This is a genomic window from Dactylosporangium sp. NPDC049140 (assembly GCF_040648435.1).
Window position 1 is genome coordinate 184,015 of sequence record NZ_JBEZDS010000014.1, and the last position, 18,706, is coordinate 202,720.

Here is an 18,706-nt window from a genome sequence, read left to right on the forward strand (position 1 = left end):
GGGGGAGGATGGGCGCATGAGCATCATCACGCCGGGATTCCATGGGCTGCGCCGCGGAGGCGGCCCGCAGCTGCCGCCCGGGCAGTACCTCGCCCACGACTTCCCCGTGCTGTCCGCCGGGCCGACGCCGAAGGTCCGCACCGAGCGGTGGGAGTTCGTGATCACCACCGAGACGGGCGAGGAGAAGTCCTGGAACTGGGCCGAGTTCACCGCGCTGCCGTACGAGGACGTCACCGTCGACATCCACTGCGTGACGAAGTGGTCGAAGCTCGGCACCGGATGGCGGGGCGTGGCGGTCGACACCCTGCTCCAGGACGTCGAGACGGCCGCGGACTACGTCATGGCACACTCCTACGACGGGTACACCACCAATCTTCCCCTCGAGGATCTCGTCGACGGGCAGGCCTGGGTGGCGTACCGGTATGAGGGCGGCGCGCTGACCCCCGAACACGGAGGGCCCGCGCGACTGCTGGTGCCGCACCTGTACCTCTGGAAGTCCGCGAAGTGGCTCCACAAGCTGCGGATGATGCTGGAGGACGAGCCGGGCTTCTGGGAGGAGGCCGGCTACCACAACTACGGAGACCCATGGCGCGAGCAGCGGTACCAGGGCGACTGACCTGGCGTAAGGCGGCCCTCCGGGCGATTCGGCAGGAAACGCCGACCGCACGCACATTGGTCTTCGACGTCGACGGAGGCTGGCCGGGCCACGTGCCCGGTCAGCACGTCGACGTGCGGCTCACGGCGCCCGACGGGTACCAGGCCCAGCGAAGCTACTCGATCGCGTCGGCGTCGGGCCTGGAGATCACCGTGCAGCGGCTGGACGGCGGAGAGGTCTCGCCGTACCTGACGGACATTTACGACATTTCCTGGCCGGTCGAGGTTCGCGGGCCCGTCGGCGGGTGGTTCGTGTGGCGGCCCGCGGACCCGGCGCCGGTACAGCTGATCGCCGGTGGGTCCGGCGTCGTACCGCTGATGAGCATGGTCCGGGCGCGGGGCGAGGTGGGCTCGAAGACCCCGTTCAAGCTGCTGTACTCGGTCCGGACCCCCGAGGACACGATCTACGCCGACGAGCTCCGCCGCCGGGCGCGCGACGACGGCGGGCTCGATGTGCAGTACATCCACACCCGCGTGCGCAACAAGCGCATCGGGGTCGCGGACGTGCACACCCACGCCTGGCCGAAGGACTTCGCGCCGAGCGTCTTCGTGTGCGGGCCGACCGGGTTCGTGGAGACCGTGGCCGACATCCTCGTCGCGCTCGGCCACGACGCATCCCGCATCAGGACCGAGCGCTACGGGTGACTACATCATGCCGAGGTACCGCTCCCGCTCGAACGGCGTGACGACGCGGCGGTACTCCTCCCACTCCGTCCGCTTGTTCTTCAGGAAGAAGTCGAAGACGTGCTCGCCGAGCACCTCGGCGACGAGCTCCGAGCCGGCCATGACGTCGATCGCCTGGGAGAGGTTCTCCGGCAGCGCCTCGTAGCCGGCCGCGCGACGCTCACCGTCGGTGAGGGCCCACACGTCGTCCTCGGCGCCGGGCGGCAGCTCGTAGCCCTGCTCGATGCCCCGCAGGCCGGCGCCGAGCATGACGGCGTAGGCGAGGTACGGGTTGCAGGCGGCGTCGAGCGAGCGGACCTCGACGCGGGCCGAGTTCGGCTTGCCGTACGCCGGGACGCGGACGAGCGCCGAGCGGTTCTTGTGGCCCCAGCAGACGTACGCGGGCGACTCGGTGATCCGGTTCGGCAGCGTCTGCGGGAACAGCCGCTTGTAGGAGTTCACCCACTGGTTGGTGATGGCCGTGTACTCCCGGGCGTGCGCGAGCAGCCCCGCGATGAACGCCTGGCCGACCTTCGACATCTTCATCGGGTCGCTGGCGTCGTGGAACGCGTTGCGCTCGCCCTCGAACAGCGAGAGGTGGGTGTGCATGCCGCTGCCCGGCTGCTCGGTGAAGGGCTTGGGCATGAAGGTCGCGTGCACGCCGTGGGACAGCGCGACCTCCTTGATGACGTGCCGGAACGTCATGATGTTGTCGGCCGTGGTGAGCGCGTCGGCGTAGCGCAGGTCGATCTCCTGCTGCCCGGGCGCGACCTCGTGGTGGCTGAACTCGACCGAGATGCCGATCCGCTCCAGCGCGAGCACGGCCTGGCGGCGGAAGTCGCGCGCGACAGCGTGCGTCGTGTGGTCGAAGTAGCCTCCGGTGTCGACCGGCAGCGGCACCGAGCCCTGCTCGCCGAGGCTCTCCAGCAGGAAGAACTCGATCTCGGGGTGGGTGTAGAAGGTGAAGCCCTTCTCGGCCGCCCGCGACAGGGCCCGGCGCAGCACGTGGCGCGGGTCGGCCCACGAGGGCGAGCCGTCGGGCAGCGTGATGTCGCAGAACATGCGGGCGCTCTCGCCGGACATGCCGCCCTCGAACGGGAACACCTGGAAGGTCGTCGGGTCGGGCATGGCGACCATGTCCGACTCGTACACCCGGGCGAAGCCCTCGATCGCGGACCCGTCGAACCCGATGCCCTCCTCGAAGGCGGACTCGAGCTCGGCCGGGGCGACCGAGACGCTCTTGAGGGTGCCCAGCACATCGGTGAACCACAGCCGGACGAAGCGGATGTCCCGCTCTTCGAGCGTGCGGAGTACGAACTCCTGCTGACGATCCACGAGATGCCCCCACCAGCTGTCCACGGCCAATTTCGGGCAAGTCTCGCCCGCCCGTATTACACACAAGTTACCGGACCAGCGTATGTGACCAGGCACGGGCGTGAACGGGCCGTAGTGGGTAACAGCCGGGGCATGACCACCGACCTCTGGCCCTCCCTCGTGGACCGGTTCCGGGAGCGCGCCCGGTCGCGCCCCGTCGCCCTGGAAATTTCCGGCGACCTCGCCTCGGCCGTGGCCGCCGTCGTCGCCTGCGACGCGCTCGGCCCCGACAACGTCACCGGCCTGGCCCTCGGCGACGAGGTCGCGCCGGAGGTCCGCGACCTGGCGCTGCGCACGGGCCTCGACTTCCGGTTCGAACCGGTCCAGCCGATCCTCGACGCGTTCCTGGCCGCGCTCACCCTCGACGCCCCGGTCGTGGCGAACCTGCAGGCCAGGGTGCACCGGGTGGTGCTCCTGGCGCTGGCCGAACAGGAGGGCCGGGCCGTCCTCGATCCCCTTTCGGACGTGCCCGCGGGTGTACTTCCTGAGCTCGCCCGATGGCGCAACGCACAAGGGGACATCGATATCATCCCGGTTTCGGCAATGTGAAAAACCGCATCGTCCCGGTAACAATCTCCGCTCACGGTGCGACCATCGGGGTGTTGAGCCCGGGGACCCCGGATGGGGCCTCGAGGATTGAAACGAGGAGGACGTCGATGTCCGAGATCCCGTCCCTGTACGGCGGCGCCGTCAACCGCCGGATTCGCACCCGCGACCTGATCGCCGCCAAGGAGCGCGGCGAGCGGTGGCCGATGCTCACCTCCTACGACCAGTACACCGCCGGCATCTTCGACGAGGCCGGCATCCCGGTCCTGCTGGTCGGCGACTCGGCCGCCAACAACGTCTACGGGTACGAGTCCACGGTCTCCGTGTCGCAGGACGAGCTCCTGCCGCTCGTGCGGGCCGTGGTCCGCTCGACCAGGCGCGCGCTCGTCGTCGGTGACCTGCCCTTCGGCTCCTACGAGGAGGGCCCGGCGCAGGCGCTGCGCACCGCGGTCCGCTTCATGAAGGAGGGCGGCTGCCACGCCGTCAAGCTCGAGGGCGGCCGGCGCGTGGCCCCGCAGATCGCCGCGCTCGTGAGCGCCGGCATTCCGGTCATGGCCCACATCGGCTTCACGCCGCAGAGCGAGCACGCCCTGGGCGGCTTCCGCGTGCAGGGCCGCGGCGACGCGGCCGAGGACGTGGTGGAGGACGCGCACGCGGTGGCCGAGGCGGGCGCGTTCGCGGTAGTGCTGGAGATGGTGCCGGGCGAGGTGGCCAAGCGCATCACGCACGAGCTGCGCATCCCGACCGTGGGCATCGGCGCGGGCGCGGACACCGACGCGCAGGTACTCGTCTGGCAGGACATGGCCGGACTGCGCACGGGGCGGACGCCGCGCTTCGTGAAGCGGTACGCCGACCTGGCGGGCGCGCTGTCGGACGCGACGCGAGCCTTCGCCGACGAGGTCCGCACGGGCGTCTTCCCGGCGCAGGAGCACACGTTCGACTGAGGTCTTTTCCACGGCGGCGGCCGGGGCCTGGAACGGCCTCGGCCGCTGTTGCGCGATAAGTCGGGCGCTCCGCGCCACGACTTATCGGATTTATACCCCGTTCGGGCATAAATGCCCTTAAATCGGATTCGGTGGGACTCAGTGCCGGCCGGGGTTCGTTGTGGTATGAGCGCGGGGTCACTTGGACGGGGGGCTGACCGACGACGCTCGGCCGGTGGCGGCGGGAGCCTCCGGCCCCCGCAACGTGTAAGCGTGGTCCCGGTTCGTTGTTTCTTGCGGTTATGCCTCTTGGCCGTTGTTTCCTGGCGGGTTCGCGCGGGTCGTCATTCGGTGGTCCGGACCGTGCGCCATATGAAACGGGGCAGGATTGGCGGCGGTGGTTTGGGATAATCGATATATGCGGGGGCAGCGGGGGTTGTTCAGCCGGGCCGAATTGGCCGCGATGCGCGATCCGACTCGGCGGCGTAACTATTCTGCGAGTGCTGAGCGGTTTCGGCGGGAACATCAGGAGCGTCGGAACTGGGGGCTTGTGCGGCGGCACAATACGAAGCTTGAGCGGATGTTCGGCCGTGTCGAGGCGGCCGAGGCGTATTTTCGGCAGCGGGCGCGGGCCGTTCTCGCGCCGGTCCCGCCGGAACCGGCGGTTGAGCCGGCGGAAGTTCTGACGCCGAACGCCGGGCGGGTCGAACCGGCCGGACGCCCGACGCCGAACGCCACCCAGGTCGAACCGGCCGGACGCGCCGTGCCGATGGTGTCGCTGGTTGAGCAGGCCGCACGCCGGACACCGAACGCCACCCAGGTCGAACCGGCCGGCCGCCCCGTGCCGATGGTGTCGCAGGTTGAGCAAGCCGGATGCCCCGTCCGGCCGGATGGGCGCCCCGCGGGGCCCGCCGCCGACACCGGCGGCGATCCCGCGCCGCCGCCCGGCCGGCACGACGCCGAACGTTCCGAGCCCGCACGTGCCCCACGAAACATTGAACAATCGAACGGAGCCCGGCGCAGCACGCGTTCCGCCGACGCCACCGAAAACCGGCAACAACGGGCCATTGCCCCCACACGGCACCCGCACCGCCAATGTGCTGCACGACAACCCGAACCGGCACGCTCGATGTATTGCCGGTCCGCCACAGCGATTCGAGCCGGGCCCAAATGGCTCCAACGCCGCCCGTTTCCGGCACGCAATGAAAAGCGAGCGACAAACATCCGCCCGCACCGATGACGGCCCGACGCATCGGGCGTGTCCTTGACCTACTGCCGGTCGGATCTATACCTGCCCGCGCATATTTCCGATTCAGGAAATTCACGGAGCTGGTAGCGCCATGTCGAGGTCGCACCGCACCGAGCCGCGCCAGGCCGATTTGCGCCGTGTCGGGTCGAGGGCGCGCCGTGCCGGGCCGGGCAGCGCGGTGCCGGGTCGCGTCGCACCGCGCCGGGGCGGGTCGGGTCGTGTAGGGCCACGCCGCGCCAGACCCGCGTCCGGGTCGGACGCACCGCACCGCACCGCACCGCGTCGCGCCACGTCTGGGCGCACCGCTCGGGTCGGGCCATACCGCCCGCGTCCGGCCGTGCCGGGCGGTGCTGCGTTGGGTGGCGCCGTGCTGTGTCGGGTTGTGTCCGGTCGCGGCGGGTCAGAACTTGAAGTGCGACACGAGCTGCCGCAGGTCCTGGGACCGGCGGCCGCGCCCTTCGCGGCGCCCACGCCGTGCGTCGTGGCCGCGGTCGCGTCGGCCACGACGGCGATGTTCGCGGCGATCTTCTCCGCGCCCGTGGCCGCCTCCGCGACCGAGCGGCTCATCTCCGCGGTCGTGGCCGACTGCTCCTCCACGGCCGAGGCGATCGTCGCCTGGTACTGGTTCCACGTCGCCCATCCAGCGGATCGCCTCGGCCGCGACGCCCGTGTCGGCCTGGATCGCCGTCACGCGCCGGCGGATGTCCTCGGTCGCCTTCGCCGTCTCCTGCGCCAGGTCCTTGACCTCGCTGGCCACGACGGCGAAGCCCTTGCCCGACTCCCTCGCGCGGGCCGCCTCGATTGTCGCGTTGAGCGCCAGGAGGTTGGTCTGCTCGGCGATTGAGGTGATGAGCTGCAGTACGTTGCCGATCTCGGCGAGGACACCGCGAGCCGCTCGACCTTCTCGTTCGCCGCGGTCGCCTCGCGCACCGCGCCCGAGGCCACGCCGGCCGCGTAGGCGGCGTTGCGTGCGATCTCGTGGATCGACACGCCCATCTCCTCGGCGCCGGTCGCGACCGTGCTGACGTGCCGGGAGACCTCGTGCGAGGACATCGAGGCGTCCTGCATCTGGCGGCTCGTCGAACCCGCGGCGCCGGAGATCTCCTCGCTGACCTTCGACAGCTGGCGGGAGGCGTCGGCGAGGCTGTCCGAGCTGGTACTGACGGCGGAGATCGAGCTTCGGATGCTCCCCAGGGCCGCGTCCAGGCTCGCGGCCATCTGGCCGATCTCGTCGCGCCCGGTCACGCCGGCGTGCTGGGTGAGGTCGCCGTGGGCGAGCGCGTCGAGCACCGCGCGCACCTTGCGCACGGGGTTGATGATCGCCCACGCCACCGGGATCGCGATGGCCAGGAACACCGCCAGGCCGATGGGCAGCGCGATCGACGTCGTCCAGCGCGCCCGGGTCCGGGTCCGGCCATGCCGTCGCGCTCCTGGCCGATCCGCTCGTCGAGCTGGTCCTCGAGCGCGCCGATCTTGTCGTCGACCGCGTGGTTGCGCTCGGCGATGTCGCCCTCGCGCTGCCGCACCGCGGACTGGTCGGTCTGGGCGTCCTTGATGAAGGTACCGATGAAGTCATTGAAGGAGATCGCGTCGGTCTTGATGCCGGCCAGGTCGGTGCGGACGTCGGCCGGCAGCGCCAGCGCGTCGAGCTTGCCGATTGTCTCGGTGACGGAGTCGAGGTCGCCGGGCAGGTCGTTGAGGATCGCCGCGATGTCCTGCTCGGCCAGCGCCCGGGTAGGCGTCGACCTTGAGTTCCGACTCCCGCGTGTCGAGGTGGTGCAGCAGGCTGCTGGCGACGTCGAGCACGGGCACGGTGTCGGCCTGGTCGCTGAGCGTGCGCTGGGACAGCAGCGCGGCGGTGCCCGTGGCCGCCGAGACGATGATTCCGGCGGCGCAGAGGATGCCGATCTTCGGCGCGATGCCCAAATTTGGCGAAGACGGCCATGAAGACCCCAATCACGGATTCCGGAGTTGTACCCGTGACATCGGCCACTGACCACGCACTCTGAACCTAAATCGCCACGTCCAGGCGCTCAAGTCCCCGAATGACGTATCCCGGCTTGTACACCGGGTCGCTCACCAGCCGCATCTGCGGCGCCTTGGCCAGCAGCGCGCCGAACGACGCGGCCAGTTCGATGCGCGCCAGCGGGGCGCCGAGGCAGTAGTGGATGCCCGCCCCGAACGAGATGTGCGGGTTGTCGCGCCGGGTCACGTCGAGGTGCTCGGGGTCGGCGAACGCGGCCGGGTCGTGGTTGGCCGAGCCGAACAGCAGCGCGACCTCGCTGCCGCGGGGAATCCGCACGCCGTGCAGCTCGATGTCCTCGAACACCCAGCGCTCGAACATCTGCAACGGGGTGTCGAACCGCATCAGCTCCTCGATCGCGGAGCCGGCGAGCCCCGGATCCGCCCGGACCAGCGCCAGCTGCTCCGGGTGCTGCAGCAGCGCCCGCCAGCCGTTGCCGGTCACGTTGACGGTGGCCTCGTGGCCGGCGTTGAGCAGCAGCACGCAGGTGCCGATGAGCTCGTCCTCGCTGAGCCCTTCCACCGCGGCCAGGGCACTGACCAGGTCGTCGTGCGGGTCGTCCTTGCGGCGCCGGGCCAGCGCGCGCAGGTAGTCGGTGAACTCCTCCGACGCCCGTACCGCCGTCTCGGCCGTCTCGCGCGACGGGTTCAGCTCGTACATCCCGCAGATCGCCGCGGACCAGGGCCGCAGCCGGTGCCGGTCGGCCTCGGGCACGCCGAGCAGCTCCGCGATGACGGTCACCGGCAGCGGCTCGGCCACCTGCGCGATGAGGTCGCCCCCGCCCTGCGCCACGAACGCGTCGACCAGCTCGTGCGCCAGGCGCTCGACGTACGGCCGCAGCGCCTCCACCCGGCGCGGGGTGAACGCCTGCGAGACCAGCCGCCGCAGCCTGGTGTGGTCGGGCGGCTCGCGGTCGAGCATGCCGTTGTTGTTGAGGGTCCAGAACGGCTCCTGGAACTCGGGCGGAGCCGTGCGGCCCATCTCCTCGTGCGAGGCCACGTGCAGGTAGCTGCGGCCCAGGCGCCGGTCGCGCAGCAGCGCGTTGACGTCCTCGTGGCGGCTGATGAGGTACTGCCGGCTGGGTTCGAACCACAGCACCGGCGACTCCTCGCGCAGCCGGGCGTAGGCCGGATACGGCCGCGCGACGAACTCCGCCGACCACGGGTCGAACCCGCCGGGCCCCGTCACAGGTCCGTCACCCGGATCCCCGCGTGCGCCTTGTACCGCTTGTTGATGGCGATCAGATTCGCGGTCAGCGCCTCGACCTGCCCGGCATTGCGCAGCCGCCCGGCGAACACCCCCCGCATGCCGCTGATCCGCCCCGCGAGGGCCTGCACCTGCAGCGTGGCGTCGCGGTCGTCGCCCAGCACCAGCACGTCCAGGTCGACCGCGTCAACGGCCGGATCCGCCAGCAGTACCGCGCTGACGTGATGGAACGCCGCACACACCCGAGCCTCGGGCAGCAGCCCCGCGGCCTGCTCGGCGGCGCTGCCCTCCTCGACGCGCAGCGGGAAGGGTCCCTGCTTGTCGAACCCCAGCGGGTTCACGCAGTCGACCACGATCCGCCCGCCCGTCAGCTGCGGCGCCAGCTCCGCGACCGTGGCCGCGTGGCCCTCCCACGGCACCGCGATGACGACAACGTCGGCCCCCGCGGCGAACGCGTTGTCGCCGCCCTCGACCGTCCCTTGCACCCCCGGCAGCTCGCGCAGCTCCTCGGCGGCCTGCTCCCCGCGCTCGGTGGAGCGGGACCCGACGAGGACCCGCTGGCCGGCCCGGGCGAATCGGTACGCGAGGCCGCGCCCCTGAGGCCCGGTCCCGCCGATGATGCCGACGGACAGCGCCGAGACGTCGGGCAGCTCGATCTGGTCGTAGCTCATGCCTCTGTTGTACCTCCCGCCGACCGTTCCCGATTCCCCGGCTCCCGCCAACTTCGCCACATCTACCCCTGCGGCCCGATCTCCTGGAACGTCACCTTCCGCTTGCCCGGATCGGCCTCCGTGAGCCGTACCGCGATCCGCTCCCCCAGCGGTAGCACGTCACCCTCGCAGCGGGCCCGCACCGGCGGCTCGTCGATCGCGATGTCGGCCCGGTGCTTGGCCCGGTCGACGTCGAGCACCGCCGCCTCGAACGTCTCGCCCACCCGCCCCTGCAGCAGCGTCGCCTCCACCAGGTCAACCGCCGAGCGCTCGGCCGACCCCGCGACCCGGTCGGTGCGCGTCATGACCTCCGGCAGCTTCGGCAGGGCCTCCCGCGCCCAGGAGGGGACCGCTGTGCCCGCGTGGAGGGCGAGGCACACCTCGGTGACGTAACGGTCGGCCAGGCGCCGCAGCGGGGCCGTCACATGGGCGTAGGGCGCGGCCACCGCGGCATGCAGCGGCTGCTCCGGCGGGCTCCCGTCGAACGGCGTGTAGCCGGCCCCGCGCATCATCTCGGCGGCCTGGTCGAGCAGCGCCGCCGCCCGCGGCTGGCCGGGGTCGAGAGCGGAGATGACCTGCCCCGGCGTCGCATTTTCCGGCCACGGTACGTCCAGCGCCTTAGCCGCCAGCCGCAGCGCCTCGACGGTCTCGGCCGGCGCCGGCGGCATGGTGCGCAGCAGCCCGACCCCGCCGGCGAGCATGATCTTCGCCGCGGCCATCCCGGTGAGCAGCGAGATCTGCGCGTTGTACTCCTCCACCGCGACCGGCGCCCGCAGCGTGAGCCGCCACCCGTCGCCGTCCGGCTCGATCTCCTGCTCGGGCAGCGGCAGGTTCACGGCCCCGCGCTCCAGCCCCCGGGCCACGAGCACCTTCCCGACCTCGGGCAGCAGCGCGATCGACGGGTGCAGCCGGCCCTGGTCCGCGTCCCGCTGCACCGACTCGTAGTCGAGCTTGGCCCGGCTGCGCACCCGCGCCCGCTGCACCTCGGCCCCGGTCGCGTTGCCCTCGACGTCGACGTCGATCGCCCACAGCACCGCCGGGCGCACCTGATCCGGTAACAGGCTCGCCGCGCCCTCGCTGAGCACCGGCGGATGCAGCGGGACCTTTCCGTCGGGCAGGTACACGGTCTGCCCCCGCTGCCACGTGTCCCGCTCCAGGGCCCCGCCGGGCTCGACGAACGCGGCGACGTCCGCGATCGCGTAGTAGACCCGGTAGCCGGTGTCGCGGCGCTCGATGAGCAGGGCCTGGTCGAGGTCCTTGGAGGTGGGCGGGTCGATGGTGACGAACTCGAGCTCGGTCCGGTCGGGCCGGTCGTCGAACGTCCGGCGCGCGGCGGCCTCGGCCTCCTGCTGCGCGGCGGCGGAGAACGCGTCGGGCAGCTCGAGCTCGTGGCGTAGGGCGCTGAAGTCGATGCGGGGGGCGATTACTCGGCGGGCGGTCACGGGTCAGTCTTACCAGCAACGGTCACCCCGGAAATCACGCGAACGGCCGGTACCATTCCCGGCCCGTGGACCGGCCCGGGACTCGGCCGCGGGACGGGCGGGGCGGTCGTTCTTCCGGCCGATGCGAGATGCCGCCGAACGCGGAAGGCTCGGTGTCGTTCCCGCCCGTGGACCGAGACGGGCGAGGCGGTTGTTCTTCCGGCGCGATGCGGGACGGCCGCTCAGCCGCGCGACCGGCGACCCGGCCCGTGCGGGACGGCCGCACAGCCGAGCGACCGGCAACGCGACCCATGCGGCACGGCCACTCAGCCGCGCGACCGGCAACGCGACCCATGCGGCACGGCCACTCAGCCGCGCGACCGGCAACGCGGCCCGTGCGGGACGGCCGCACAGCTGCGCACCCGGCCCGTGCGGGAACGCCGCTCAGCCGCGCGACCGGCGACCCGGCCCGTACGGGAACGCCGCACAGCCGCGCGACCGGCGAGGTGGCCGACGCGGAAAGGCCGCCGAACGCGGAACGGCCGGCCCCCGTGTTCCGTGGGCCGGCCGTTCTCGGTGCTGCGTTACGGGCGGGCGAGGGTCGCCCAGTCCTCCGCGGTCATGCTCGCGGCCTCTTCCGGGTTGTTGCCGTTCTCGCGGCCCGGGATGGCCTCCGACGCCAGGGCCGACGCCGGGTCGGTGTCGCCCGCCGAGGTCGCCTCGGGCGTCAGGCCGCCCTCGGACACCACGGCAGCGGGCGTCGCCGGCTCGGACGAGGTCGCCGCGGCGGGAGACGTGGTCTCCGGGGTCGCGGCCTTCTTCGCCGGGGCCTTGCGCGGCGCCGCGGTCTTCTTCGCCGCCGTCGACTTCGCGGCGGCCGGGGCCGTCGCCTTGGCGGTCGTCGTCTTCGTCGCCGCCGCCTTGGCCGGGGTGGCCTTCGCCGTGGTCGACTTGGCGGCCGTGGTCTTCGCCGGCGCCGACTTCGCGGCGGCCGGGGCCGTCGCCTTGGCGGTCGACTTGGTGGCCGTGGACTTCGCCGGCGCCGACTTCGCGGCCGCCGACTTCGTGGCCGTGGGCCGGGCCGGCGCCGACTTGGCGGCCGCCGTCGACTTCGCCGCGGACTTCGCCGGGGCCGCCTTGGCCGTGGTGGCCTTGGTGGCCGTCGACTTCGTGGCGGCCTTCGTCGCCTTCGCGGCCGACTTCGCCGGGGTCGCCTTCGCCGTGGTCTTCGCGGGGGCCGTCTTCTTGGCCGCCGTGGACTTGGCGGCCGTCGACTTCGCGGCCGTCGACTTGGTGGCGGCCTTCGCCGGGGCCGTCTTCGTCGCGGCCTTCGCCGGGGCCGCCTTGGCCGTCGCGGTCTTCTTCGCCGCGGTGGACTTGGCGGCCGTCGACTTCGCGGCCGTCGACTTGGTGGCGGCCTTCGCCGGGGCCGCCTTCGTCGCCGTGGACTTCGCCGCCGTCTTGGCCGGGGCCGTCTTCTTCGCGGCCGTCGACTTCGCCGCCGTCGACTTCGCGGCCGTCGACTTCGCGGCCGTCGACTTCGCGGCCGTCGACTTGGTGGCGGCCTTCGCCGGGGCCGCCTTCGTCGCGGCCTTCGCCGGGGTCGCCTTCGCCGTCGCGGTCTTCTTCGCCGCGGTGGACTTCGCCGCGGTGGCCTTGGCCGCCGTCGACTTCGCCGCCGTCGACTTGGTGGCGGCCTTCGCCGGGGCCGCCTTCGTCGCCGTGGACTTCGCCGCCGTCTTGGCCGGGGCCGTCTTCTTCGCCGCCGTCGACTTCGCCGCGGTGGCCTTGGCCGCCGTCGACTTCGCCGCCGGGGTCGCCTTCGCCGTCGCCTTGGCCGCCGTCTTCGCCGGGGCCGACTTGGCCGCGGTGGTCTTCTTCGCCGCCGTCGACTTGGCCGCCGTCGACTTCGCGGCCGGGGCCGCCTTCGCCGTGGTCGTCTTCTTCGCCGCCGTCGACTTCGCGGCCGGGGTCGCCTTCGCCGTGGTCGTCTTCTTCGCCGCCGTCGACTTGGTGGCCGCGGTGGTCTTCTTCGCCGCCGTGGTCGACTTCGCCGCCGGACCGGCCGCCTTCGTCGCGGTCGTCTTCCGCGCCGCCGGAGCCGCCGCCTTCGACGCCGCCGCCGTCTTGCGCGCCGCCGGAGCCGCCGACTTCGCCGCCGCCGCCGTCTTGCGAGCGGCCGGAGCGGCCGCCTTCGACGCCGCGGTCGTGCGAGCGGCCGCCGGGGTGGCCGCCTTCGACGCCGCCGTCTTGCGAGCGGCCGCCGGGGCCGCCGCCTTCGACGCCGTGGTCGAACGCGCCGCCGCCGGGGTGGCCGCCTTCGACGCCGCCGTCTTGCGCGCCGCCGGAGTGGCCGCCTTCGACGCGGCGGTCTTGCGAGCCGCCGAAGCCGGGGCCGCGGTGGTGGACTTGCGAGCCGCCGAAGCGGCCGGCGTGGACCGGGTCGCGCGCGACTTGGCGGCGGTCGTCGCCGTCTCCGTCGCGGCGGCCGGCGTCACGGCCGCGGTCGCGGTGCGGCGGGGGGAGCCGGCCGCGACCGTCTTGCGGGCCCTGGCGGGGGCCTGCCCGGTCGTCGCGGCGGCCGAGGCCGTCGCGGTCGTCGCGGCCGCGCGCGCTGCGGCCGATCTCGTGGTGGCCTTCTTTGCTGCGGCCATCGTGGTCCTCCTGGAGGAGTTCTCCCGCGTCCTGCGGGATTTTCGCGGTTGGGTTGTGCGGGTGGTCGGGTTCTCGGGGAGCCGGCATGTCCGGGCGGTTCGCGGTCGCTCCGGGCTCCGGCGCTTTTGCTAGTGCTTGCCTTCCCACCGTTCGTCTTCGGCGTCCCACGCCTCGTTGCGTTCCTGGACTGTAGCGAGGGCCTGTTCGGCCGCCGCCGCCGAGTCGAAGGGGCCGAGCCGGTCCCTGCCCGGGCACATGTTGGCCTCGGACTCGACCCGTTGGTGAGAAAGGCACCAGTAGTACCGCTCAGCACCGCTGCTGCTCATGACATCACTGTGCACCGCAAATGAAACATGCGCCACCGAAACCGGCAAATAGCTTGTTGGGATTCCACAGTAGACGCAACCGCCTGACAAGGGTCGTGGACACGCTCGACCGGTACATCGGCGTCCGACACCGGAATGGCACGGGCCGGAATGCATTGCCGCACAACGGTTCGGCGATCATGGCGAGGTCTTCAAATCCCGAACGACAGTGGGATTTGCCGTTCGCGCCTGTGGCAACTCTCACCCGCGGGTGAGCCGAACGGAGGAAACACATTCGAGTCGTCCGGTCGACCCTCGGATCCTCGTTTGGAGACGAACGAGGGCGGCCCGGGGGGATCGTCCACGGTGGACGGGGCCCGGATCGGACCCGGCCGGCCTTTGAAAGGAAGTGCAAGATGACGGGGTACCGAATCAGGCTCCCGGTCCCCTGCGGGACACTTGCTGCGTGAGCCTCCATGCCGATGACCTCCCGGACGTCCTCGCCGTCACGCCGCTGACCGGCCCGCCCGACGTGACCCTGCGCCCGCCCGGCTCGAAGAGCATCACCAACCGGGCGCTCATCTGCGCCGCCCTCGCCCCCGGGCGCAGCACGCTGACCGGGATGCTCTTCGCCAACGACACGCACGCGATGCTCGGCGCCGTCCGCGCGCTGGGCGCCGCCGTCACCGTCGACGAGGCGGCGCGGACGGTGCTCGTCGACGGCATCGACCCGCGCACCGCGACCGGTGAGGTGCGTATCGACGCCCGCCAGTCCGGCACGACGGGGCGCTTCATCCTGCCGGCGGCGGCCCTGCGCCCGGCGCGCGGCATCGTCGACGGCGACCCGCAGCTGCGGGCGCGGCCGTTCGGCCCGCTCGTGGACGCGCTGCGCGAGCTCGGCGCGACAATCGAGGACCTCGACCGCCCCGGCTACCTGCCCGTCGCCGCGACCGGACCGGTGGCCGGCGGCAAGGTGGCGGTGCCGGGGCACATCTCCAGCCAGTACCTCTCCGGACTGCTGATGGCCGGGCCGCTGATGGCCGACGGGCTCACCGTGGAGCTCACCTCGCCGCTGGTCTCCGTGCCGTACGTCGAGTCGACCACCGCCGTGATGGCCGCGTTCGGCGTCCAGGTGGACGGCCTGACGGTGCGCCCGCAGGCGTACCGGGCCACGGAGTACGACATCGAGCCCGACGCGAGCGCCGCCTCCTACCTGCTCGCCGCGGCCGCCATCACCGGCGGGCGGGTGAGCGTCGAGGGCCTCGGCACCGGCAGCCTGCAGGGCGACGTGCGCTTCGCGGACCTGCTGGAGCGGATGGGCGCGCGGGTCGAGCGGGACGCGCACCGCATCACGGTGACGGGCACCGGCGAGCTGCACGGCATCGAGGTCGACATGGCCGACATCTCCGACACCGCGCAGACCCTCGCGGCCGTGGCCGCGTTCGCGGACTCCCCCACGGTCGTCACCGGCATCGACTTCATCCGCCGCAAGGAGACCGACCGGATCGCGGCGATCGTGACCGAGCTGCGCCGCGCGGGCCTCGACGCCACCGAGGACGTCGACGGGTTCACCGTGCGGCCGGGGGCGATCGCGCCGACGGACTTCGAGACGTACGACGACCACCGCATGGCGATGAGCCTGGCCCTGCTCGGGCTGCGCGTGCCCGGCGTACGCATCAAGCACCCGCGGTGTGTTTCGAAGACCTATCCGACGTACTTCGAGGACCTGGCCCGCCTGCGATAGCTCGTTGGCGTTGTACACCGCCACCCCGAACCCCAGCAGCAAGACCGTCAGCGCCTTCGAGCTCGTCCTCATGCGCAGCCTGTCGGCGGCGCGGGGCCTTACCTGAGGAGTTCACTGGCCGTCGAACCAGAGCGCCTCCCACGCCCCGGGCGCGGCGCCCGTCGCCTTCATCTCCTCGTAGTACTGGCCGGTGTAGTCGAGGCGGCAGGTGAAGTACGTGCCGCGCGAGATGTTGCGCAGGTAGTACTTGCCGCCGTCGGTCCAGACGTCGAAGGTCTCCCAGATGTCGGCCCACTCGCCGCGGCCGCGCAGCATGCCCAGGTTCTTGCCGGTGTACCCGTACTCGGCCGTGACCAGGTACCCGGACGGGGCCTGCAGGAACACCGTGTGCCCGCCGTCGTCGGAGCAGATCTCGAAGACCTCCCAGCTGCCGGTCGTCCCGGGCACGGTGCGCGCGCGGAGCATGTTGTGGCTGGCGCCGGTGTACCCCTGCTCCTCCGCGATGTACCGGTTCGCGGCGAGACTGAGGATTTTGTACTCGCGGCAGCTGGCCAGCCCCGGCACGCCCGTGCCCTCGAAGCCGAGCTGCTGCTCGCCGTCGCGGGTCAGCGGCGTCGCGCCCGTCATGTCGATGTGGCCCGGCGACAGTCCGGCCGGGGGCGCGGCGGCGCTGCCCCGGGCGCTGGGGTGCCCGGGGTCGCCCTCACCGGCGCGCGCGAGCGCGAGAGGGGTCACGACCACCGCCACGACCGCGGTGGCCACCAACACGAGAATGCTCTTGCGCCGCACCGGGCACTCCGTTCACGCCGACGGCCGCTTCGTCCGGCCGTACCGCGGGAAATGCTCGGCCACCCCATCGAAAGGGGTCAAGGTGCCAAAGCCGATCTTAAAGCTTCTTTCAGCGCCTCTTGGCCGTTGTCACGCAGCGCGTTCGCGACCCCCGGGCCGCGCTGTGAAAACTGCTGAAAACGGGCTGAAAAGTTCACGCCCGAATACGCAAGGCGACGGACGAGTCGACCTGTACGCCGGGTTCTGTCCCCGCCTCTCGGCGGTGGACGGCCATCCATCTCGGCCTGCCGTCGCCGGCAGGCTCCAGCGGTCCACCCGCAGGCTCGGGCGGGCCGCCCTCGAACGCCTGCGCAGGCCGGTTCCCGTGGGCGCCGGCCCTTTTGACCTTGCTCCGGGTGGGGTTTACCTAGCCGCCCCGGTCACCCGGGGCGCTGGTGGGCTCTTACCCCACCGTTTCACCCTTACCAGCTCGCGCTGGCGGTCTGCTCTCTGTGGCACTGTCCCGCGGGTCGCCCCGGGTTGCCGTTAACAACCACCCTGCCCTGTGGAGCCCGGACGTTCCTCGGCGGTGCCGGAGCACCGACGCGGCCGCCCGGTCGACTCGTCCGTCGTGCTGACTATGGTAGTCAGACCATGGAACTCGCCGACATCGCACTGCTGGCCACGGCCGGGCTCGCCGCCGGCACGGTCAATGCGATCGCCGGCGGCGGGTCGCTGATCACCTTTCCGGCCCTGATCGCGACGGGGCTGCCGCCCGTGGCCGCGAACGTGACGAACACCACGTCGGTGTTCCCGGGGTACGTCGCGTCGGTCTACGGCAGCCGCACCGACCTGACGCTCGAGCACCTGCCGCGGCTGATCCCGACGTCGGTCGTCGCGGCGGCGCTCGGGTGCGCGTTGCTGCTGCTCACGCCGGCCGCGGCCTTCGACTACGTGGTGCCGTTCCTGGTGCTGGGGGCGACCGCGGTGCTGGCTTTCCAGGACCGGCTGCGCCGGCTCGTCGGGCACCCGCGGGAGCTGTCCGGGCGGCGCCGCACGCTGAGCCTGCACGCGATGGTGTTCGCCGGGTCGCTCTATGGCGGGTACTTCGGGGCCGCCCTCGGCGTCATGCTCGTCGCCGCGCTCGGGCTGGTGCTGGACGAGACGATGGCCCGCATCAGCGCCCTGAAGAACGTCATCTCGGCCGTCGGCGGGCTCGTCGGGGTGCTCGCGTTCGCGCTGTTCGGGCCGGTCGACTGGGCCGACGTGGCCGTGGTCGCGCCGGCCGCGCTGGTCGGGGGCTACGGCGGCGCCCGGCTCGCCCGGAGGCTGCCGAGCGCCGTGCTCAAGACCCTCATCGTCGTGTTCGGCACGGTGGTGGGGCTCGTCCTGCTGTATCGCGCCTTCTTCTAGGCCAGGTGGCCGGTCTCGTTGACCGAGCGCACCGCGACTCCCCCGTCCGGCCAGGAGTCCACCAGCGAGACGCCGGCCGGGTCGAGGTACAGCCGGAACAGGAACGAGTCGCTCGCGCCCAGCGCGTCGCGGAGCAGCAGCTTGATCGGGGTCACGTGGCTGACGACCGCGATCTGCCGGCCGTCGAAGCGGTCCTGCAGGCTGCGCACGGCCCGGCGCACGCGCATGGCGACCTGCTGGAACGACTCGCCGCCGGGCGGCGGGACGGCGGTGGAGGCGAGCCAGCGGTCCTGCTCGGCGCCGTACCGCTCGCGGACCTCGGCGTAGGTCAGGCCCTCCCACTCGCCGAAGTCGCACTCGATGAGGTCGTCCTCGACGATGAGCGGCACGTCGCCGAGGGCCGCGGCGGTCTCCAGGCAGCGCTTCAGCGGGGACGTGATGACCGCGGCGAGGTCCGGGGCGAGCGCCCGGGCCCGGACGGCGGCCTGAGCGGCCTGCTGGTGGCCCAGCGGGGACAGCGGGATGTCGCCGCGGCCGGAGTAGCGCTTCTCGGCCGTGTAGGACGTCTCGCCGTGCCGGACCACCACCATGCGCAGCGGTGATCCGGTCGCCGGCGGGGACCACGAGCGCTTCGGGGCGTCCGGCTCCTCGGCCTTGCCGTCCATCGCGGCGTTGGCCAGGCGGTCGGCGTCCTTGTTGCGTTCGCGGGGGATCCAGCCGTACCGCACCAGCGCGAAGCCCTGCGCGATCCCGCGCGCCTCGTCGGCCAGGGGGCGCAGGCCCGGGTGCTTGATCTGCCAGCGCCCCGCCATCTGCTCGATGACGAGCTTGGAGTCCATCCGCACGTCGACCTCGTCGGCGCCGAGCTCGCGGGCGGCCTTGAGCCCGGCGATGAGGCCGGAGTACTCCGCGACGTTGTTCGTCGTCACCCCCAGCGCCCCGAGGCGCTCGGCGAGCACCGCGCCGGCCTCGTCGCGCACGACCGCGCCGTAGCCCGCCGGCCCGGGGTTGCCGCGCGATCCCCCGTCCGCCTCGACGGTCACCCGCATGCG

General features: G+C 72.2%; 19 protein-coding genes, 1 other RNA gene and 1 pseudogene. 10 read left to right on the plus strand and 11 right to left on the minus strand.

All coding sequences use genetic code 11. The features are described from left to right. Window positions 1–16 precede the first annotated feature (16 nt). A complete protein-coding gene (locus AB0B76_RS24050) occupies window positions 17–616 on the plus strand; it encodes a sulfite oxidase-like oxidoreductase (protein WP_360379008.1) in 600 nt (199 codons plus the stop codon). After that, a complete protein-coding gene (locus AB0B76_RS24055) occupies window positions 586–1,299 on the plus strand; it encodes a ferredoxin reductase (protein ID WP_360379010.1) in 714 nt (237 codons plus the stop codon). The genes AB0B76_RS24050 and AB0B76_RS24055 overlap by 31 nt, the downstream gene beginning before the upstream one ends. On the opposite strand, the gene glnA is transcribed toward AB0B76_RS24055, so the two are convergent. Beyond that, window positions 1,300–2,652 (minus strand): type I glutamate--ammonia ligase, encoded by a 1,353-nt coding sequence (gene glnA / locus AB0B76_RS24060; protein WP_360379012.1) that lies wholly within the window; start codon window positions 2,650–2,652, stop codon window positions 1,300–1,302. 132 nt (window positions 2,653–2,784) lie between these two features. Here glnA and AB0B76_RS24065 point away from each other — a divergent pair, with 132 nt between their 5' ends. From AB0B76_RS24065 to AB0B76_RS24075, 3 genes are all read left to right on the plus strand, one after another. Beyond that, window positions 2,785–3,240 (plus strand): hypothetical protein, encoded by a 456-nt coding sequence (locus tag AB0B76_RS24065; RefSeq protein ID WP_360379015.1) that lies wholly within the window; start codon window positions 2,785–2,787, stop codon window positions 3,238–3,240. 107 nt (window positions 3,241–3,347) lie between these two features. Beyond that, complete coding sequence (panB, locus tag AB0B76_RS24070; protein WP_360379017.1) at window positions 3,348–4,181, plus strand: 3-methyl-2-oxobutanoate hydroxymethyltransferase; 834 nt, start codon at window positions 3,348–3,350, stop codon at window positions 4,179–4,181. Between the two features lie 559 nt (window positions 4,182–4,740). Continuing rightward, window positions 4,741–5,400 (plus strand): hypothetical protein, encoded by a 660-nt coding sequence (locus tag AB0B76_RS24075; protein WP_360379020.1) that lies wholly within the window; start codon window positions 4,741–4,743, stop codon window positions 5,398–5,400. A 409-nt stretch (window positions 5,401–5,809) separates the two neighbouring features. Here the strand turns inward: AB0B76_RS24075 and AB0B76_RS24080 are convergent, their stop codons facing one another. Continuing rightward, window positions 5,810–6,280, minus strand: coding sequence for a methyl-accepting chemotaxis protein (locus AB0B76_RS24080; RefSeq protein WP_360379138.1), 471 nt, complete (start codon window positions 6,278–6,280; stop codon window positions 5,810–5,812). Window positions 6,281–6,600: 320 nt separating this feature from the next. Then, window positions 6,601–6,765: pseudogene (locus AB0B76_RS24085) on the minus strand (HAMP domain-containing protein); the annotation flags it as partial. Between the two features lie 131 nt (window positions 6,766–6,896). Between AB0B76_RS24085 and AB0B76_RS24090 the strand changes: the two are divergent. Beyond that, a complete protein-coding gene (locus AB0B76_RS24090) occupies window positions 6,897–7,160 on the plus strand; it encodes a hypothetical protein (protein WP_360379022.1) in 264 nt (87 codons plus the stop codon). After that, window positions 7,157–7,405, plus strand: coding sequence for a hypothetical protein (locus AB0B76_RS24095; RefSeq protein WP_360379025.1), 249 nt, complete (start codon window positions 7,157–7,159; stop codon window positions 7,403–7,405). Before AB0B76_RS24090 ends, AB0B76_RS24095 begins: the two co-directional genes overlap by 4 nt. Before the next feature lie 15 nt (window positions 7,406–7,420). Here AB0B76_RS24095 and AB0B76_RS24100 read toward each other — a convergent pair whose 3' ends face one another. The 4 genes from AB0B76_RS24100 to AB0B76_RS24115 form a co-directional block, all read right to left on the minus strand. After that, window positions 7,421–8,620 carry a cytochrome P450 gene (locus AB0B76_RS24100; RefSeq protein ID WP_360379028.1) on the minus strand — a complete coding sequence of 400 codons (1,200 nt, stop codon included), beginning with the start codon at window positions 8,618–8,620 and terminating at the stop codon, window positions 7,421–7,423. Continuing rightward, a complete protein-coding gene (npdG, locus tag AB0B76_RS24105; protein WP_360379031.1) occupies window positions 8,617–9,309 on the minus strand; it encodes an NADPH-dependent F420 reductase in 693 nt (230 codons plus the stop codon). The genes AB0B76_RS24100 and npdG overlap by 4 nt, the downstream gene beginning before the upstream one ends. A gap of 62 nt (window positions 9,310–9,371) precedes the next feature. After that, the gene (locus AB0B76_RS24110; RefSeq protein WP_360379033.1) at window positions 9,372–10,790 is read right to left on the minus strand and encodes an RNB domain-containing ribonuclease; all 1,419 of its coding nucleotides are present in this window, start codon (window positions 10,788–10,790) and stop codon (window positions 9,372–9,374) included. Window positions 10,791–11,353: 563 nt separating this feature from the next. Beyond that, the gene (locus AB0B76_RS24115; protein ID WP_360379036.1) at window positions 11,354–11,518 is read right to left on the minus strand and encodes a hypothetical protein; all 165 of its coding nucleotides are present in this window, start codon (window positions 11,516–11,518) and stop codon (window positions 11,354–11,356) included. Between the two features lie 46 nt (window positions 11,519–11,564). On the opposite strand from AB0B76_RS24115, the gene AB0B76_RS24120 reads away from it, so the two are divergent. After that, window positions 11,565–13,556: a hypothetical protein gene (locus AB0B76_RS24120; protein ID WP_360379039.1), complete on the plus strand. Its 1,992-nt coding sequence runs from the start codon at window positions 11,565–11,567 to the stop codon at window positions 13,554–13,556. Here the strand turns inward: AB0B76_RS24120 and AB0B76_RS24125 are convergent. Continuing rightward, window positions 13,553–13,750: a hypothetical protein gene (locus AB0B76_RS24125; RefSeq protein ID WP_360379041.1), complete on the minus strand. Its 198-nt coding sequence runs from the start codon at window positions 13,748–13,750 to the stop codon at window positions 13,553–13,555. The genes AB0B76_RS24120 and AB0B76_RS24125 overlap by 4 nt on opposite strands. A 445-nt stretch (window positions 13,751–14,195) precedes the next feature. Here AB0B76_RS24125 and aroA point away from each other — a divergent pair, with 445 nt between their 5' ends. Then, the gene (aroA, locus tag AB0B76_RS24130) at window positions 14,196–15,473 is read left to right on the plus strand and encodes a 3-phosphoshikimate 1-carboxyvinyltransferase (protein ID WP_360379044.1); all 1,278 of its coding nucleotides are present in this window, start codon (window positions 14,196–14,198) and stop codon (window positions 15,471–15,473) included. Window positions 15,474–15,584: 111 nt separating this feature from the next. On the opposite strand, the gene AB0B76_RS24135 is transcribed toward aroA, so the two are convergent. Both AB0B76_RS24135 and rnpB read right to left on the minus strand, forming a co-directional pair. Continuing rightward, on the minus strand, window positions 15,585–16,262 hold the full coding sequence (locus AB0B76_RS24135) for a hypothetical protein (RefSeq protein ID WP_360379047.1): 678 nt from the start codon (window positions 16,260–16,262) through the stop codon (window positions 15,585–15,587). 216 nt (window positions 16,263–16,478) lie between these two features. Then, window positions 16,479–16,866, minus strand: an RNA gene (gene rnpB / locus AB0B76_RS24140) — RNase P RNA component class A. Window positions 16,867–16,895: 29 nt separating this feature from the next. Between rnpB and AB0B76_RS24145 the strand changes: the two genes are divergently transcribed. After that, complete coding sequence (locus AB0B76_RS24145) at window positions 16,896–17,654, plus strand: sulfite exporter TauE/SafE family protein (protein WP_360379049.1); 759 nt, start codon at window positions 16,896–16,898, stop codon at window positions 17,652–17,654. Here AB0B76_RS24145 and AB0B76_RS24150 read toward each other — a convergent pair. Next, a complete protein-coding gene (locus AB0B76_RS24150) occupies window positions 17,651–18,703 on the minus strand; it encodes a histidine phosphatase family protein (protein WP_360379052.1) in 1,053 nt (350 codons plus the stop codon). The two genes, AB0B76_RS24145 and AB0B76_RS24150, sit on opposite strands and share 4 nt — an antisense overlap. Between the last annotated feature and the right edge of the window lie 3 nt (window positions 18,704–18,706).

Excerpts from the sequence above, each read along its gene's own strand:
- AB0B76_RS24050 (WP_360379008.1), top strand. The coding sequence starts at position 17 with ATGAGCATCATCACGCCGGGATTCCATGGGCTGCGCCGCGGAGGCGGC.
- AB0B76_RS24055 (WP_360379010.1), top strand. The coding sequence starts at position 586 with ATGGCGCGAGCAGCGGTACCAGGGCGACTGACCTGGCGTAAGGCGGCC.
- AB0B76_RS24065 (WP_360379015.1), top strand. The coding sequence starts at position 2,785 with ATGACCACCGACCTCTGGCCCTCCCTCGTGGACCGGTTCCGGGAGCGC.
- panB (WP_360379017.1), top strand. The coding sequence starts at position 3,348 with ATGTCCGAGATCCCGTCCCTGTACGGCGGCGCCGTCAACCGCCGGATT.
- AB0B76_RS24075 (WP_360379020.1), top strand. The coding sequence starts at position 4,741 with ATGTTCGGCCGTGTCGAGGCGGCCGAGGCGTATTTTCGGCAGCGGGCG.
- npdG (WP_360379031.1), bottom strand. The coding sequence starts at position 9,309 with ATGAGCTACGACCAGATCGAGCTGCCCGACGTCTCGGCGCTGTCCGTC.
- AB0B76_RS24125 (WP_360379041.1), bottom strand. The coding sequence starts at position 13,750 with ATGAGCAGCAGCGGTGCTGAGCGGTACTACTGGTGCCTTTCTCACCAA.
- AB0B76_RS24145 (WP_360379049.1), top strand. The coding sequence starts at position 16,896 with ATGGAACTCGCCGACATCGCACTGCTGGCCACGGCCGGGCTCGCCGCC.
- AB0B76_RS24150 (WP_360379052.1), bottom strand. The coding sequence starts at position 18,703 with ATGCGGGTGACCGTCGAGGCGGACGGGGGATCGCGCGGCAACCCCGGG.